We start from the raw sequence: 15,597 nt of genomic DNA, 5'->3' as shown, positions 1-15,597 counted from the left end.
GTATGTCGATATTCAGGTGATGCCGGCCTGCGAATGCCGGCTTCCTGCGCTTCCGATGCTCACGTACGAAAAGTACGCTCCACTCCGGTTCTCGGTACAGCCATTCTCGGCTCGGCCTGACCTGAATCTCGACACACCCTTGTTAGCGCATGGTGCGTTGACAACAAAAAAAGGCAGGCGATGGGCGCCTGCCTTTTTCAACTCGAGTGAGTGACGGGCTTGCGTTTTACGCCGCCGCCGCAATACGCTCGGCAGCTCCCGCGGCCACCACGGCGTCGATCTTGGCTGTCGCCTTGGCGAGCGCTGCGGTAACGGCATCGGCGCCCATGCCGACGCCTTCGATACGGATGACTTCGACATCGGTCATGCCGAGGAAGCCGAGCACCGAGCGCAGATAGGGGACAGCGTGGTCCATCTGGACGGCCGCGCCTTCGGAATAGATGCCGCCGGAAGCGAGCACGATGTAGACCTTCTTGCCGGTGACGAGGCCGTTGGGGCCGCCCTCGCCGTAAGAGAAGCTCCTGCCGGAACGGGCGATGTGGTCGACCCACGACTTCAGCGTCGAGGAGATGTTGAAGTTGATGAAGCCGGTGGCCAGGATCACGGTGTCGGCGGCGAACAGCTCGTCGAGCGCGACGTCGGAGACGCCGACGACTTCAGCCTGGCGCGGGCTGCGGGCTTCGACGGGCGTGTAGATGCCGGTCGAATAATCGGCGTCGATATGCGGCAGCGGGTTGGCGACGAGGTCGCGCACGACACGCGTGTTCGACGGATCGGCGGCGAGGAGCTTTTCAGCGAATTCGGTGGCGATGCGGGTCGAATGCGAAGCGGAGCCACGCGGGCTCGAGGTTACAAGAAGGATGGACATGGCGGTTCTCTCCAGTGGGAATTGAATTGTCCCGCTTGATATGGGCCTATCGATCCATTCAAAAAACTGGTATATTTTCTATATAATCCATCCATAAAGTAGATATGCCATGCAACCCAATCCGACGCTCGACCAACTTCAAATCCTGGTGGCGGTAGCCGACACCGGCAGTTTCTCGGCCGCCGGCCGTAAGCTCAACCGGGCACAGTCCGTCATCAGCTATGGTATCGCCAATCTCGAGGCGCAGCTTGGGCTGAAACTGTTCGAGCGCGAGGGCACGCGCGAACCGCAACTGACCGAGATTGGCCGGGCGATGTTGGAGGATGCGCGGCGCATGGTCGGCGTGCTGCAGCGCGTCCGCTCGCGCGTCGACGGCCACCATCAGGGATTGGAGGCGGAAGTCGCCCTGTCGGTCGACGCGACGCTGCCTTCGCCGGTGCTGGTTCGTGTACTGAAGGCATTCGAGGCGCAGTTTCCAACCGTGATGCTGCGCCTCCACATCGGTTCGCTCGGCCTGATCCCCGATCATGTCGTTAGCGGACAGTCCGATCTCGGCATTGGTGGCCTGCTGGGCGAGGTCGACGTGCACCTCGTGCGCATCGGCTTCATGTCGATCGTGCTGGCTGCCGCGCCCAGCCATCCGCTGGCCCGGCTGCCGAAGCCGGTGGCGCTCGAAGATGCGCGCGAACACACGCAACTCGTTGTTACCGACCAGTCCGAACGCACCAAGGGACGCGACTTCGGCGTTTTTGCCTACCGAACCTGGCGGCTGACGGATGTTCGCACCAAGCATATTCTGATGCGCGAGGGCCTGGGTTGGGGCGGGCTGCCGCGCTGGCTGATATCAGACGATCTCGCTAGCGGCCGGCTGGTGGAACTCGACCTCGAACCCTACAGCGAGGTGCGCTCATCGCTCTATTCCATGCATCGCGTCGACCGCAGCCCGAAACCGGCGGCGGCCTGGTTGATCGACCAGTTCAAACGCCAGCTCGGCTGCTTCAACGAGTTCGAACCGGGCACGGTGCCTATGGTGCAAGGCATCCCCGGGGAGATATGATGTTCCTTGGGGTTATGCGCGGCGCGGAGCCGGAGCGAGCCCGTCGATCAATGCCATGAGCACGGCGCGATAGTCTTCGGCTGACGCACCGGCCTCGACGGCAAGTGCCGCACGATCGAAAGCCGCGGCGAGCAAAGCGGTCAGCGCGTCGACCGGCAGCCTGATCAACGACTGCTCGCGCATCGCTGCAACTAGGCCTTCGCGCAGCGAACGGTTGCCGTGGCGGTTGTCGATCGCGTCCATGGCGGCGCGGCCGAGCACGGCAGGTCCGTCGAGCAACAGCAGTCGGGTGCGGCCGGGCGCGCGCATGGCCGCGAGATAGGCGTCCGATCCGGCGATCAGCGCGTCGCGGGCAAACAGCGATGGCGGCGAGGCACGATCGATCTCAGCGGCGACAGCTTCTGCCTCCTGCTCGACCACGGCGGCAAACAGCGCCTGCTTGTCGGCGAAATGGTGGTAGAGCGCGCCGCGGGTGACGCCGGCGGCCGCTACGATCTCCGGCGTGCCGGTCTCGGCATAGGATTTTTCAATGAACAGTTTGCGCGCGGCGGCGATCAGGTCGGCACGCGTTGCCTCGGTGCGATCGCGATTGGAGCGGCGCGCGGTTTCTCGTTGCATACATGCAGCCTGTATGTTATTTCAATTTACATGCAGACTGTATGTTAGCTGACGGGAGAAAGAAAGATGAAGACGACTAGCTATTATCCGGTGTTGATGACGGGCGACGTAGCCGGCACGAAAGCCTTCTATATCAACCACTTCCGCTTCAAGCCGCTGTTTACGAGCGACTGGTATGTACATCTGCAGTCGGCCGAGGATCGCCGGGTCAATCTCGGCATCGTCCACGGCGACCACGAAACGATCCCGGAAGAGGGGCACGGCCGCACGTCGGGCCTGCTGATCAATTTCGAGGTTCACGATCCGGACGCGGTCTATGAACGGATCGTTGCGGCCGGCCTGCCGATCCTGCGCTCGCTGCGCGACGAACCCTTCGGCCAGCGCCATTTCATCACCAGGGATCCCAACGGCGTGCTGATCGACGTCATCAAGCCGATCCCGCTCAGCCCTGAGTTTCAGGCGCAATTCGCGGAGGGCGCGGCGGGGAGCTGAGCGATGGCAGCAAATGTCGGCAGCGGCTCCGGCCTCTGTGGCCGGGGTCACGCGATGCAGTCTATGCTGGATGATGCTGAAGCTGGTCCTGTTGCATGCGTGACATCTGCCTTGTTCGTGCGCCATCCAATCTCGGCCTGCGGCCGCTGCACCCGGGCCATGTGCCCGGCACCTGGCGCGCGCCGCAGGCGCTGAGCGAAGCCGGTCTGATCGAGGTGCTGGTGCCGGCGCGGGTGGTCGATCTCGAAAGGCCCGCTTACAGCATCGAACAGCAACCGGGCACACACCTGCGCAATGGTCCGGCGATCCGCCGCTTCAATCTCGACCTTGCCTAGATCGTCGCAAGTGCGCTCGGGAAAAGCGAATTCCCGCTGGTCATCGGCGGCGATTGTTCGATTCTGCTTGGCGCCCTGGCGGCGGCGCGACGGTCCGGTGCGGTCGCGCTTGTGCATGTCGATGGCCACAGCGACTTCCGCCATCCGGGCAATTACGATGTCGACGCCTCGCTCGGCTCGGCCGCCGGCATGGATCTGGCGCTTGCCACCGGACGTGGCGAGCCTTTGTTGACGGAGTGGCCCGGCATTGCCGGTCCGCTTGTTGCCGACGAGACGGTGGTGCAGATCGGCGAGCGCGAGAGCCGCGATGCCGATTTTGCCTGGCCCGACATAAATGCGACCGCCATCACGCGTATCGATGTCTTTGCCGCGCAGGAACTCGGCGCGGCTGGAGTGTTGGAAAAGACCCGAGCCACGCTGACGCGCGCCGATTGTCCCTACTGGTTGCATCTTGATGTAGATGTGCTCGACCAGACAATCATGGCGGCGGTGGATTCGCCCGGCAGTCCCGGCATCGATCCCGACGATCTCGTTGCGATCCTGTCGGCGCTGGCAGGGGACCAGCGCTGCATCGGCATGGACATGACCATCTACGATCCCGATCTCGACCCGGACGGCGACCTCGCAGCGTTGCTGGTGTCGCTGCTCGGGCGCGTGCTCAAGCAGCGATAGGGTTCAGCTCGCCCTTGCCACCGGCGTCACCGTGACCTGACTGACGCCGGTGCGGCGCACCACGGTGCACAGCGTCTCGCGGCCGATGCGTTCGGCGTCGAGGATGCGCACGAGGTCGTCGACGCCGGTGACTGGGCGGCCGTCTATTGCGGCGATGATGTCGCCCTCCTTCAGGCCGGCCTTTGCCGCCGGGCCGTTCTTCTCGACGCTGCGCAGCCGTACCGCGGTGTTGGTCGACACCTGTGACAGAAGCGCTGCGCGGCGCGGCAAATTAGTGGTGTCGGCGGAGATGCCGATGAAGGCGCGCCGCACCCGGCCGAAGCGGATGATCTCCGAAATGACGAAGTTCGCGGTGTTGGAGGCAACCGCGAAGGCGATGCCTTGCGCGCCATGGATCATGGCGGTGTTGACGCCGATGACCTCGCCGGCCGACGAGACCAGCGGCCCGCCGGAATTGCCAGGATTGAGCGCCGCATCGGTCTGGATGACGTCATCGATCAGCCGCCCGGTCGAGGCGCGCATCGACCGGCCAAGCGCGGAGACGACGCCGGAGGTGACGGTCCATTCGAAGCCGAGCGGATTGCCGATGGCGATAGCGATCTGGCCGCGCCGCAGCCGCTTGGAATCGCCCAGCGGCGCGACATCGGCAAAGCTGCCGTCAGCGCGCACCAGCGCGATGTCGGTGTCGGGGTCGCGGCCAAGCACGCGGCCTTCGCTGGAGGCGCCGTCCGGCATCGAGACTCGCACCGTCCTGGCGTCGCCGACGACATGGAAATTGGTGACGACCAAGCCGTCCTGCGCGATGACGAAGCCGGAGCCGTGGCCGCCCTGGCCGCCAATGCGCTCGATGCGGCAGACGGCGGGGCCGATGCGATCGACCGCGTCTGCCACCGTCGACGAATAGGCGTCGAGCAGTGTGTCGTCCGGTTGGAATTTGGCGGCGGCGACGGCCATTGGTGGGCTCCGTGTTTTCAGGCTTGTTCGTGATTTTTTCCTGTGCGTGTCGTTATCCCAAAACCGTTGAGCACTTTTGGGCGACACGCACTATATGTGCGGAGCGGCTGGAAGCGCCGCGACCTGACCAGATGGCCAGTGAAACCATGAACTAGCCGTCAGGCGAGTATCTGCGAGCCGGCTGCCGAGCGATATCTGGGGCATGCAAGAAACCCAGGAGACCAAAATGAGCGACTTCAATCTCGGCGCCTTTTCCGCGGCCATCGCCGACGTCGCGGCTGCGGCGGCACCCGTGACGGCAAGTTTCACCACCCATCACCATCGCACCGCCAGCGCCTTCCATTGGCGTGACGGCTATTTCGTCACCGCCGAGGAAGCCGTCGAGGCCGGCGAAGAGATCGAACTGACATTGGCTTCGGGCGAGACGGTCAAGGCCGAACTGGTCGGCCGCGATCCCTCGACCGGCGTTGCACTTTTGAAACCGGCAGGTGCTGTCAGCGCCGCGCCGCTTGCCAAAGCGGATGCGGTGCGGCCCGGCAATCTGGCCATTGCCATCGGCAGCAGCCAGGGCTCGGCTCTGGCCGTGTCGGGCTCGGTCGGTGAGGTCGGTCCGGCCTGGCGCTCGATGCGCGGCGGCACCATCGACCGGCGCATCAATCTTGCCGTCAATGCCGGCAGCCGTTTCGAGGGCGGGCCGGTGCTCGACGCCAAGGGCGCGCTGATTGGCATGCTGCTGTTCGGCCCGCGCGGCCGGGCCCTGGTCATGCCCTATGAGACGATCGAGCGGGCGGTGGAGACGCTGCGTGAAAAGGGCCATGTCGCGCGCGGCTATCTCGGCGCCGGCCTGCACCCGATCCGTGACGGCGCGGCGCGCGGTGCCATGGTGATGAGCCTCGACGACAATGGCCCGGCCAAGGCCGCCGGCCTTGCGCTCGGTGACATCATCGTGGCGTGGAACGGCGAGGCCGTACATGGGCCGCGCGAGCTGATCCGCAAGCTTGGGCCCGATAGCGCAGGTGCCGCAGTGAGGCTTGGCGTGGTGCGCGGCGGCGAACAGCGCGATGTGGCTGTAACAATCGGCGAGAAGCCGCTGAGCTGAGAGGGTTGATGGACACGCTCGCCAACGATCGGATCATGTCCGACGGCCCCGCCTCGCGGCGGCTGGTGGTGCTGATCGCGCTTGGCGACGTTGTTCGCGCTGAGCGCTTGGCTGCTGCGCTTGCCGCGAGCGACGATCTGTTGCCGGTCGCGGCCGGCAGCGGTGCGGCCGACGTCGCCATCATCGACGGCAGCGGCGCTGATGCCGTTCCGGCCGCCACGCCGCGGGTGCTGCTGTCTGGGCGTGCGGGCGGCGAACGGCCTGCCGGCGAGGTGATGGCGGTCATGCCTGCTGGCGCGGACGATCTGCTGATCGCCGCGGCGGTGCGGCTGGCGGCGGCTGGCTATCGCGTCTCGGGCGACGGCGGTGGCGGGCGCCATGGGGATTTTCATGCTGGCGATGGCGAGCCTTTCGAGGAAGACCTCTCCGATGAACATGCCCCCCGACCAGCACTGTCACCGCGCGAGGCCGAAGTGCTGGCACTGCTTGCCGAGGGCGCGCCCAACAAGGTGATCGCGCGACGGCTGAACATCTCGGTGCACACGGCAAAGTTCCACGTCGCCGCGATCCTGATCAAGCTCGGCGCGGCGAACCGCACCGATGCGATCGCGATTGCCATGCGGCAGGGCCTGGTGCTGGTCTGATGTTGCTCAAACCGCCGCTTCGATGTCGGTCAGCCGGAAATCATCGCCCTTGAACAACAACGGCATGGCTTCGAGCCGTGCCGTGGCGTAGGCGATGCAGTCGCCGAAATTCAGCGCCGCCGGATGCCGGCCCTTGCCATAGCGCAGGAAGGTCTGGCGGGCGACGGCAGCGTGGTCGGCGGTGAATGGGACGGTTTCGATCGAGGCGGTACGCAGGAACTGGTCGAGGCGATCCAATATTTCATCTTCCCGGCGGCCAGCGAGCACCATCGTCGTTTCAAGCAAAGTTGGCGCTGCCAGCAGCCGTCTCCTGGCCTGAGTGATCGCCAGCACGAAACGGTCGTAGCCCGGCTCAAGGCGCAGAATGGCGACCAGAACCGAGGAATCGATGATCATTTTGTCGGGATTCCGAACTCATCGTAACCAAGGATTTCGTCGTCGGTCAGTGCGTTTTCACGTTCCGGGACGTTTCCAGCACTGTCCGCAATCGCCATCAACCGCTGAAACAGGTCGCTGGCTTCGTCGCGTGGCACCAGCCGCTCGCGCGCGACCTCGCGCTCGAGGCTCTGACGGATAGCCTCTGTCACGGTCACGCGCCGGCGGCGGGCGAGTTCGCGCGCCAGTTGCTCGACTTCCATGTTCTTGATGGACAGCGCCATCTATATTCCACCTTTTTGTATAGGATATATACCAAGCGCCTGACAAATCCTACAGCTTTCGGGCGCAGATCGATGTCAGCCTCCGCAGCGTCACCCATCGCTTCCCGCCGCAGGCCCTTGTATCCCGCAACCGCGCGGGCAAGGATCGCGCAAAGAACCAAAGCCACTGGAGGAAAAATGTCGCTGAAGGGAAAGACGCTGTTCATCTCCGGCGGGTCGCGCGGCATTGGGCTGGCGATTGCGCTCAGGGCGGCGCGCGATGGCGCCAATGTGACGATCGCGGCCAAGACCGCCGAGCCGCATCCGAAGCTGCCAGGCACGATCTACACGGCTGCCGAAGAAATCGAGCAGGCCGGCGGCAAGGCGCTACCGGTTTTGTGCGACATCCGCGAGGAGGCGCAGGTTGCGGAGGCAGTCGCTAGAACCGTGGAAAAATTCGGCGGCATCGACATCTGCGTCAACAATGCCAGCGCCATCCAGCTCACCGGGACGCTGGAAACCGACATGAAGCGTTACGATCTGATGCACCAGATCAACACGCGCGGCACTTTCCTGGTCTCGAAAATGTGCATTCCGCACCTGAAGTTGGCAAGCAATCCTCACATTCTGAATCTGGCGCCGCCGCTCGACATGAAGGCCAAGTGGTTCAAGAATCACGTCGCCTACACGATGGCCAAGTTCGGCATGTCGATGTGCACGCTGGGCATGAGCGCCGAGTTTGCCAAGGACGGCATCGCGGTCAATTCGCTGTGGCCGATCTCGACCATCGACACGGCGGCGGTGCGCAATCTGCTCGGCGGCGCGACGGTGGCGGCGATGAGCCGTTTGCCCGATATCATGGCCGATGCCGCGCATGCCATCTTCCTGCGGCCATCGCGCGAGACGTCAGGCAATTTCTACATCGACGAAGAGGTGCTGCGCGCCGAGGGTGTGACGGACTTTTCGATCTATTCGCCCGGTGCGACAGGATCGCTGGCCGGCGACTTCTTCGTGCCCGACGAGGTGTTTGCGAATTCGCCAACGAACGTCAAAAGCATTTACTAGCCGGTTTCACGCGCGTCTGCGCTGGCTCCCGTCTGTCTGCCGCACCTTCTCCGTTCACGGGGAAACGGCCTCAGTCTTCTTGCCTTTGGCCAGGCCCATCAGCCGGTCGATATAGGCGAGCATGAATGCCGAGGCGACGAAGGCGAGGTGGATGATGGTCAGCCACATCAGCTGCTCGGTCGTGTAGGAGGCCGAATTCAGGAACACCTGCAACAGGTGGATCGAGGAAATGGCGACGATGGTCGAGGCGACTTTGACCTTCAGCGAGCCGACATCGATCGTGCCGAGCCAATGGACCTCGCCGTCATTCTCGTCGAAGCGGCTGACGAAGTTCTCGTAGCCGGAGATAATGACCATGACCACCAGCGAGGCGACAAGTGCCGCATCGATGAGGCCGAGCATTTTCAGGATGGTGTCGGTGTCGCCGAGCGTAAAGGCGAGGGTGATAAACTCATAGAGCTTCTTGCCGAAGGATAGTGCGTAGACGGCCAATGCCAGGGCCAGCCCGATGTAGAAAACGACCAGCAGCCAGCGCGAGGCGAGGATGATCGATTCGATGGCAAGTTCGAGACGTTTCATGCAGCGGTTCCGGTCAGCTTTCTGCGGTCGAATGGGTATTTCGGCCAGCCCGCCCCGGTTTGCAAGGCTAATTGTGGTGCAAAAAAACCCCGCCGGGAGGGCCGGCGGGGCTCAGTGCATCCCGCTGGAGTCGGGACGGGGCAGGGAACGCCCAGTCGTGAATCTGGGGTGAGCGGCCTCGCGATTCAATGAGCCGGCTCTAATGCTTGCACAATTCTTGTTGACTGGGCTGGCGGTTCGTACATCCACCCCATCCCGGTCTACCGGGATGGGTCCTTTTTGTTGATCTATTCCAGAAAGCCACTCAAGCTATTGGAAAAGCAGATCAATTGTTGCTCGCCACGGGCGCCACCAACGAGGTGATGCGGCGGATGGCGACGCGGCGGTTCTCGCGATTGGGCGCCGTCGTGTTCACCTTCAAATACTCCTCGCCATAGCCCTGCGTGGTCAGGTTCTCCGGCGGGATGCCGAAGGCATTGGTCAACGCTTCGGCGACCGACTCGGCGCGGCGGTCGGACAGAGCAAGGTTCGCCTCCGGCGTTCCGACCGCGTCGGTGTGGCCTTCGATGAGGAAGGTTTCAGCCGGGTTCTTCTTCAACAGCTTCTCCATGGCGCTGGCGACGCCTTCCAGTTTCTGCACTTCGGTGTCGGAGATCGAGGCCGAGCCAAATTCGAAGTTCAGCGTGTCGAGGTCGACGCGCCGCGCGATGTCACGCACACGCGCCGAGCGCTTGACCTCGTCGATCGAATAGAGGCGCTGGACCCTCTCCACCGGCGGCTGTTCGAGGAAGGTGTAGTAGTCGTCCGGATCCTCCACATCCTCCGAATCCAGGATGTAGTCCCGACGCGAGATGTCGAGCCGCATCGGCGGCAGGTCGTCGCCGGGATCGCGCCAGTCGCTGTCATCCTCATAGTGCCGCTCGTCGACATAGCTCAGCACATATTCGCGTCCATCCGGCGCAATGCGCGAACGCTGGATGACGTCGCCATAGCGGTTGCGGATGGTGACGATCTGGACACCGTTGTCACGCTCGACGATTTCCCGGGTGCGATCGCCCGACAGATCCTCATAGTAGACGTTCCTGGCGCCGCGGGTCATGCGCGGGGCGTCATTGCTCTGGACGAATGTCTGGTTGTTGAACTGCAGGATGACGCGGTCGCCGAGTTCCCTGACGACGTCGACGCCTTTCGGACGCCGACGGTCGCGAACGTTCTCATCGGGTGCACGCTCTACGCGCGTGCCCTTTTCCTCCGTCACCGGCGCGATCTTTTCAAGCTGGATTGCTTGTTGGGCCGACTTGTCGTCGGTGGGCGGCGGTCCTTGGTCGACTGGAGCCGGCTTCGGGTTCTGCGCCTCTGTGCTGCCCTGCGCGGGCTGCTCGCCCGTCTGGCCGCCTGCATTCTGACCATTCTGGCCGTCGGCGTTCTGGCCGCCCTGGTCCTTGCGGTGCTTGCGCCTGGCATCCTTCTGGCTGTCCAGAATGGGTGCTTCGTCGGGATTGGCCACGGCTTCGCCCTGGGCCGGATTTTCGCCCTGCGCCGGCTGGTCGGCATTGGCGGGTTGTTCACCCGTCGCGGGCTGTTGTTCGCCGGCCGCAGGTTGCTGTTCGCCTGTCACCGGCTGTTCGCCGACAGGTTTCTTGCCATGCTTCCTGGCCTGGTCCTTTGGCTGTTCGCCCTCGGCGGGAGCGGCTTGCTGATCGGCCGGGGGCTGGACCGGCTCGGCCTGCGGCACTGGTTCTCCGGCAGGTGCAACCTTGGTGGCTGGCGCCTGTTCGGCAGGTGCGGCCTCGATCTGCTGATCTTGCTTGCGCTTTTTCTTGCGCGCATTGTTGTCGTTCGCCGGCGCTACCTGTTCTGTGGGCGCTGCTTGCTCTGCAGGCTGCTGGGCCGGCTGTTCAGCCGGCGCCGCTTCGATCTGCTGCTGGTCGCGCTTCTTTTTGCGCGGCTTAGGCTGCTGTTCATCAACTGCGGGAGCCGGTTGCTCGGCAGCAGGCGCTGCCTGTTCCGCCGGCGCTGCCTCGATCTGCTGCTGCTGGTCACGCTTCTTCTTGCGTGGTTTGGGCTGCTGTTCTTCCACGGCGGGAGCAGCCTGCTCGGCAGGGGCCTGCTCCGTCTGCTGCTGTTGATTGCGCTTCTTCCTGCGCGGCTGCTGCTCTTCAGCCGGAGCAGCCTGTTCAGCAGGAGCCTGCTCGGCCTGTTGTTGTTGGTCGCGCTTCTTCTTGCGCGGCTGTTGTTCCTCGACGGCTGGCGCGGCCTGCTCGGCGGCTGGCGCTGCCTGTTCGGCCGGTGCCTGTTCGGCCTGCTGGCGCTTCTTTTTGCGCGGCAGTTCCTGGTCGGTCTGCTGACCATCTGCAGCAGGGTCGTCCTGGACCAGGATCAATGGCGCGGCCGTGTGCTGCAAGGGGCCGAAAACGGCGTTGCCCTGCAGCGGGGAGGCGCCCAACGGCGCGGATGCCATCAGCAGGCCAAGTGCCGTACCTGCCAGTACCCGTGGTTGGCGTTTCATCACGAATTCTCCTTGTGGGGTCCCATCCCTGCCCAAACTTTCATCAGCCGGATTGGTTCCGGTTCGTGGACATTACCGACAACGAAGGACGATTGACCGGCCTTTTGAAGGCAACTTCATGTTTTTCGTATGGTGCGGGCGGCATTTGCGGCGGCGGTACAGCTTGACCTCACCGCCAGCGAGGGCCACATCTCAGCCCATGATGGAAACCCCGTTCTGGAAAACCAAGACGCTGGAAGCGATGACGCCGGCCGAGTGGGAATCGCTATGCGACGGCTGCGGCAAATGCTGCCTGTCGAAACTCGAGGACGAAGATACCGGCGAAATCTACTGGACATCAGTCGGCTGCCGTCTGTTCGACGGGCAAACCTGCCGCTGTTCGGACTATGCCAACCGGCTGGCGCGCGTGCCGGACTGCGTCGGGCTGACGCCGCAGAATGTGCGCACCATCAGCTGGCTGCCGAAAACCTGCGCCTACCGGCTGGTTGCCGAGGGACACGATCTCTACTGGTGGCACAGGCTGGTGTCGGGAAGTGCCGAGACCGTGCATGAGGCCGGCATTTCCATGCGCGGCCGCGTCCGCGCCAGCGAGACCGATCTTGCCGAGCCGGACGCCTATTTCGACTATATGCTCGACGACGAGCCCTAGATTCAAAGTGATAGAGCATGATGTCTGGACAAACACTGTTTGTCCGAGAAAGCCGCTTCACACTTTTCGGCATCATGCTCAAGCGTCTGGAACGGATGTAGCCGCCGCCCGTTTCTGGGATGACCGGACGTTTTTGAGACTCCAAGTCGTTTGCAGCGGTGGAAGGGGCGGTTGCTTTCGACCTATCCGGCAGATTAACCGAAAATGAACGGCCGGTTCGCAAAGAGTTCAGATTGCAAGGAGCATTCTCCCCCCATCGGTTCGACGAAGACGGGCGCCAGCCCTCAACAAGGAGAGAAGACAATGTTCAACACGATCAAAACGGTAGCCCTTTCGGGTCTCGTAGCCCTCGGCACGCTCGCCGCCGTTCCCGCCCATGCGGACTCGATCTATCTCGGCTTCGGCAACAACCACGACCGCCGCACCGGCGTCTATATCGGCGACGACGATGACGGCTACCGCCGCGAGCGCCATTGGCGCCGCTGTTCGCCGGAGCGCGCCCTCGACAAGGCCGAGCGCATGGGCCTGCACCGCGTCCGCCTCATCGACGTCAATCGCCGCGTCGTGAAGGTCGCCGGCCGCCAGTATGGTGATCGCGTGGTGGTCGTGTTCGCCAATGAGCGCGGTTGCCCGGTTATTTATCGCTAAGGCAGGAGACTGATCTGCTGATGAAGATCAGTCTGGAGGCATGATCCTCTGCGAGGATCAGCCTGTGATAGCAGCATGATCCTCTGCGAGGATCGGCCAGGAGCCCCTTTCCCATAGCGCGGAAGGGTGCGGCTCGAAGAAAACCCCGAAGGACCATGTCCTCCGGGGTTTTTCATATTTGGTGTTAAATACCGGTCAGTTCGGCCCGCAGCATGCGGCCGCGGGCTTTGCCGATTTGGATGAGCCTACTTGAGCTCAAAGGTGACGGTGACCTGCACGGCATAGGCATTCTCGCCGGCCTGTACCGGAACCGCGGCGCCTGCCGCATCGAAGGCCTTGGCATTGATCGGCATCGGCGCCGGCGCGATGTTCTGGTCGGTAATTTCCAGCACCCGTCCGATGCTGACGCCGGCAGCCTCGGCTAGCGTCTTGGCCTTGGCCAAGGCGTCGGCGACCGCCTTCTTGCGGGCCTCTGTGACTGCAGCCTTCGGATCCTCGTTGGAGAACGAGATGCCGCCGCCCTGGTTGACGCCGAGCGACACCGCCTTGTCGAGAATCTCGCCGGTCTTGTCGATGTCGCGGATGCGCACGGAGAGCGTGTTGGTCACCTGGTAGGCGACAAGCTCGGCTTCCTGGCTGCCGTCGGGCTTGTTGGTGTAGTTGTAACGCGGGTTGATCTGGATGCCGGCGGTCTGCAGGTCGCGGTCCTTGATCCCTGCCGATTTCATTGCCGCGATCACGGCGGCCATGGCGTCATTGTTGGCGTCGAGTGCCGCGCGTGCCGTCTTGGCCTCGCGCATGACGCTGAGCGTCAGCAACGCCAGGTCCGGCGCTACAGTCGACTGGCCTTCACCCGACACGATGATGCGGGGCGGGGGCAGCGAATCGGCAGCGGCGGCAATAGCCGGAAAAGCGATCGCCGCGGCAAGTGCGAGCGGCAAAAAATGTCTGGTCATGAAAATCTCCTCGGTCCGCGATCCAGTCGCGCCTGTCGACTAGGATGCGAATATGGGCTGATTTGGGCAATCTCGGCCAGCCTGTCCGGAAAGCCTTGTGCCGCGTAAGGAAAAACACTAATCCAGCGCGCGTGGGGCCTGTAGCTCAATGGTTAGAGCCGGCGGCTCATAACCGCTTGGTTGGGGGTTCGAGTCCCTCCGGGCCCACCATAACCATTGATTTAACTATGGAAAATTGACCCCGGCCCAAAAGCCGGACCAAACAAGAGGCCAGCTCCAAGGCGCCAGGCAGCGCCTTGGAGCAGGCTTGTCGCTCAAGTAGATGTTCGCAGGCGGCCTAAGCGCTTCGCCGGCTTCTTGGGGGGAGGGCGCTGTCGCCTTGCGCTCGAGGGCGGCCACCTGATCTGAACTTCCATGTCGCGTGATCTAGTCTCAGCTGTGCCCAGGTGGCGTTCATCAATCAGCTGAGGGTCGGCTTCAGACGTTCGTCTACGTCCTTCATTCGCTCATGCAGTAGAGCGCGTCGTGCTTGACGATTTCGATGCTCCGCAGGTTGAGCAGCCGGATGACGCCCTTGTCCTTCAGCCGGGTGAAGACCCGCGACACGGTCTCGATGGTGAGGCCGAGATAGTCGCCGATGTCCATGCGCGACATTGGCAGTTCGACCTGCCGCAATCCGCCTTGCCGCTCCGCCATATCCACGAGGAAAGCGGCTACGCGTTCGATAGCGTTCTGGCGGCCGAGCACCAGGAGGTGCTCCTGCGCCCTGGTCAGGCCCTTCAGCGCCAAGGGCAGCAGCTGGCGCGACATGTCCGCCCCGGCAGCGAGCCGCAGGACGCGGACAGCGGTGGCGTTGATTGCCTCCGCAAAGAAATGATGTGTCGCGTCAGCCTCGAAGCCGAATGTCTCTCCGGCAAGGTGAAAGGCGCTGATCTGCCGGCGACCGTCGGCAAGCAGGCGGTAGATGCGCACGGCGCCGAACTCGACCTGATAGAAGGCCCCAGCCTTCTCACCCTGGGCATAGATTTCCGCGCCGGCGGGAAAAAAGCTGACCGGCTGCAGCGGTGCCGGGTCGAACGCGTCCGGCAGGCTTGGCTGAGCAGAATGCGACGACAGTGAGATTCTTGAGGCGGTGTAGGCGTGCATGGCTGTTTTCCCGGTTGATCCGTGACACAGCAATCGCGCGAATCCGCGGGTCGCGAAATTCGGTTTTGTCCCTACGGGAAACTACCTAGTCGGGCGGATTGTTGATCCACATCAAGTGACAAGGCGCGCCGGTCGCTTAAGTCCTCCTTCGCTTTGGGTGATAGCAATAGGGAGTCGTTTCGAATTCTTGCATCGGAACGGCTGGTGGGTAGCGATGTATCTTCCGCAATTCCTGGTCGGAATGTTTATAACGTCGGGTATCGTGGGTCTGTGGACCTACGCGGCCACCGGTTCGGTCTGGAGCGCGGTAGGCTGGGCGATTGTGGACCTGGTCATTCTGCAGGTGGGATACTTCGCCCTTGTCATACGCCTTGTTTACAAACGCACTACGGCAGACGCTGCAGAGAATTCGGCGCCCCCCGGCCATGTTCAGCCATTTCACCGCGACGGCACGCACTCCTAGAGCCGCCAGACCGTATGACTCATCCGCCAACGGCTTTCCACAAACCCTGCTGCGGCTTCAGGAGATCAGGTTCGACAGTCGCGCCGCCATATGCTCTCGTCACGCGCTAGTTGCCGTCGTCGAACGGGTAAAAGTGGACTACCTTGAGTGTGACCGTGATGTCATGGCCCTCGATCAGAACCGTGGCCCACCGGTCCCCCAGATC

At 63.2% G+C, this 15,597-nt stretch carries 20 protein-coding genes and 1 tRNA gene; 12 read left to right on the top strand and 9 right to left on the bottom strand.

Going from position 1 to position 15,597, the window contains the following annotated elements; translation table 11 throughout:
• Positions 1-226: 226 nt before the first annotated feature.
• Positions 227-868 carry an FMN-dependent NADH-azoreductase gene (locus tag ACYHH6_RS29135; RefSeq protein ID WP_352589661.1) on the bottom strand — a complete coding sequence of 214 codons (642 nt, stop codon included), beginning with the start codon at positions 866-868 and terminating at the stop codon, positions 227-229.
• A 109-nt stretch (positions 869-977) separates the two neighbouring features.
• On the opposite strand from ACYHH6_RS29135, the gene ACYHH6_RS29130 reads away from it, so the two are divergent.
• Positions 978-1,925 carry a LysR family transcriptional regulator gene (locus tag ACYHH6_RS29130; RefSeq protein WP_352589659.1) on the top strand — a complete coding sequence of 316 codons (948 nt, stop codon included), beginning with the start codon at positions 978-980 and terminating at the stop codon, positions 1,923-1,925.
• A gap of 12 nt (positions 1,926-1,937) precedes the next feature.
• Here ACYHH6_RS29130 and ACYHH6_RS29125 read toward each other — a convergent pair whose 3' ends face one another.
• Positions 1,938-2,543, bottom strand: a complete 606-nt coding sequence (locus ACYHH6_RS29125; RefSeq protein ID WP_352589657.1) for a TetR/AcrR family transcriptional regulator — start codon at positions 2,541-2,543, stop codon at positions 1,938-1,940.
• A 66-nt stretch (positions 2,544-2,609) separates the two neighbouring features.
• Here ACYHH6_RS29125 and ACYHH6_RS29120 point away from each other — a divergent pair, with 66 nt between their 5' ends.
• From ACYHH6_RS29120 to ACYHH6_RS29110, 3 genes are all read left to right on the top strand, one after another.
• The gene (locus tag ACYHH6_RS29120) at positions 2,610-3,035 is read left to right on the top strand and encodes a VOC family protein (protein WP_352589655.1); all 426 of its coding nucleotides are present in this window, start codon (positions 2,610-2,612) and stop codon (positions 3,033-3,035) included.
• 95 nt (positions 3,036-3,130) lie between these two features.
• Positions 3,131-3,370 (top strand): arginase family protein, encoded by a 240-nt coding sequence (locus tag ACYHH6_RS29115; RefSeq protein WP_352589652.1) that lies wholly within the window; start codon positions 3,131-3,133, stop codon positions 3,368-3,370.
• Positions 3,371-4,042, top strand: a complete 672-nt coding sequence (locus ACYHH6_RS29110) for an arginase family protein (RefSeq protein ID WP_352589883.1) — start codon at positions 3,371-3,373, stop codon at positions 4,040-4,042. It abuts the gene before it with no gap.
• A 3-nt stretch (positions 4,043-4,045) separates the two neighbouring features.
• Here the strand turns inward: ACYHH6_RS29110 and ACYHH6_RS29105 are convergent, their stop codons facing one another.
• On the bottom strand, positions 4,046-4,996 hold the full coding sequence (locus tag ACYHH6_RS29105; RefSeq protein WP_352589649.1) for a S1C family serine protease: 951 nt from the start codon (positions 4,994-4,996) through the stop codon (positions 4,046-4,048).
• A 226-nt stretch (positions 4,997-5,222) separates the two neighbouring features.
• On the opposite strand from ACYHH6_RS29105, the gene ACYHH6_RS29100 reads away from it, so the two are divergent.
• A complete protein-coding gene (locus ACYHH6_RS29100; protein ID WP_352589646.1) occupies positions 5,223-6,095 on the top strand; it encodes a S1C family serine protease in 873 nt (290 codons plus the stop codon).
• An 8-nt stretch (positions 6,096-6,103) separates the two neighbouring features.
• Positions 6,104-6,739 carry a helix-turn-helix transcriptional regulator gene (locus ACYHH6_RS29095; RefSeq protein WP_112563265.1) on the top strand — a complete coding sequence of 212 codons (636 nt, stop codon included), beginning with the start codon at positions 6,104-6,106 and terminating at the stop codon, positions 6,737-6,739.
• Between the two features lie 6 nt (positions 6,740-6,745).
• Here ACYHH6_RS29095 and ACYHH6_RS29090 read toward each other — a convergent pair whose 3' ends face one another.
• Positions 6,746-7,135, bottom strand: coding sequence for a type II toxin-antitoxin system VapC family toxin (locus tag ACYHH6_RS29090; RefSeq protein WP_352589642.1), 390 nt, complete (start codon positions 7,133-7,135; stop codon positions 6,746-6,748).
• Complete coding sequence (locus ACYHH6_RS29085) at positions 7,132-7,398, bottom strand: type II toxin-antitoxin system VapB family antitoxin (RefSeq protein ID WP_352589640.1); 267 nt, start codon at positions 7,396-7,398, stop codon at positions 7,132-7,134. Before ACYHH6_RS29085 ends, ACYHH6_RS29090 begins: the two co-directional genes overlap by 4 nt.
• A gap of 177 nt (positions 7,399-7,575) precedes the next feature.
• Between ACYHH6_RS29085 and ACYHH6_RS29080 the strand changes: the two genes are divergently transcribed.
• Entirely contained in the window at positions 7,576-8,442 is an 867-nt protein-coding gene (locus ACYHH6_RS29080) for an SDR family oxidoreductase (RefSeq protein WP_352589637.1), read from the top strand.
• 54 nt (positions 8,443-8,496) lie between these two features.
• Here the strand turns inward: ACYHH6_RS29080 and ACYHH6_RS29075 are convergent, their stop codons facing one another.
• Together ACYHH6_RS29075 and ACYHH6_RS29070 are read right to left on the bottom strand one after the other, a co-directional pair.
• Positions 8,497-9,021, bottom strand: a complete 525-nt coding sequence (locus ACYHH6_RS29075) for a TIGR00645 family protein (protein WP_352589634.1) — start codon at positions 9,019-9,021, stop codon at positions 8,497-8,499.
• A 325-nt stretch (positions 9,022-9,346) separates the two neighbouring features.
• The gene (locus ACYHH6_RS29070) at positions 9,347-10,279 is read right to left on the bottom strand and encodes an OmpA family protein (RefSeq protein ID WP_352589631.1); all 933 of its coding nucleotides are present in this window, start codon (positions 10,277-10,279) and stop codon (positions 9,347-9,349) included.
• A gap of 63 nt (positions 10,280-10,342) precedes the next feature.
• Between ACYHH6_RS29070 and ACYHH6_RS29065 the strand changes: the two genes are divergently transcribed.
• The 3 genes from ACYHH6_RS29065 (at position 10,343) to ACYHH6_RS29055 (ending at position 12,827) form a co-directional block, all read left to right on the top strand.
• Positions 10,343-11,626: a hypothetical protein gene (locus ACYHH6_RS29065; protein WP_352589628.1), complete on the top strand. Its 1,284-nt coding sequence runs from the start codon at positions 10,343-10,345 to the stop codon at positions 11,624-11,626.
• Positions 11,627-11,732: 106 nt separating this feature from the next.
• Positions 11,733-12,179, top strand: coding sequence for a YcgN family cysteine cluster protein (locus ACYHH6_RS29060; protein ID WP_352589880.1), 447 nt, complete (start codon positions 11,733-11,735; stop codon positions 12,177-12,179).
• A gap of 303 nt (positions 12,180-12,482) precedes the next feature.
• Complete coding sequence (locus ACYHH6_RS29055) at positions 12,483-12,827, top strand: hypothetical protein (protein ID WP_352589625.1); 345 nt, start codon at positions 12,483-12,485, stop codon at positions 12,825-12,827.
• Between the two features lie 245 nt (positions 12,828-13,072).
• Here ACYHH6_RS29055 and ACYHH6_RS29050 read toward each other — a convergent pair whose 3' ends face one another.
• Positions 13,073-13,783, bottom strand: coding sequence for an SIMPL domain-containing protein (locus ACYHH6_RS29050; RefSeq protein WP_352589622.1), 711 nt, complete (start codon positions 13,781-13,783; stop codon positions 13,073-13,075).
• A gap of 134 nt (positions 13,784-13,917) precedes the next feature.
• Between ACYHH6_RS29050 and ACYHH6_RS29045 the strand changes: the two genes are divergently transcribed.
• Positions 13,918-13,993, top strand: a tRNA-Ile gene (locus ACYHH6_RS29045).
• A gap of 288 nt (positions 13,994-14,281) precedes the next feature.
• Here ACYHH6_RS29045 and ACYHH6_RS29040 read toward each other — a convergent pair.
• The gene (locus ACYHH6_RS29040; protein WP_352589619.1) at positions 14,282-14,929 is read right to left on the bottom strand and encodes a helix-turn-helix domain-containing protein; all 648 of its coding nucleotides are present in this window, start codon (positions 14,927-14,929) and stop codon (positions 14,282-14,284) included.
• A gap of 214 nt (positions 14,930-15,143) precedes the next feature.
• Between ACYHH6_RS29040 and ACYHH6_RS29035 the strand changes: the two genes are divergently transcribed.
• Positions 15,144-15,392 (top strand): exopolysaccharide production repressor protein, encoded by a 249-nt coding sequence (locus tag ACYHH6_RS29035; RefSeq protein WP_488500499.1) that lies wholly within the window; start codon positions 15,144-15,146, stop codon positions 15,390-15,392.
• Positions 15,393-15,597 lie beyond the last annotated feature (205 nt).

It is taken from the genome of Mesorhizobium sp. P171375 (assembly GCF_057786075.1).
The sequence above is the reverse complement of the archived record's forward strand: the minus strand, read 5'-3'. Positions and strand labels throughout refer to the sequence as shown.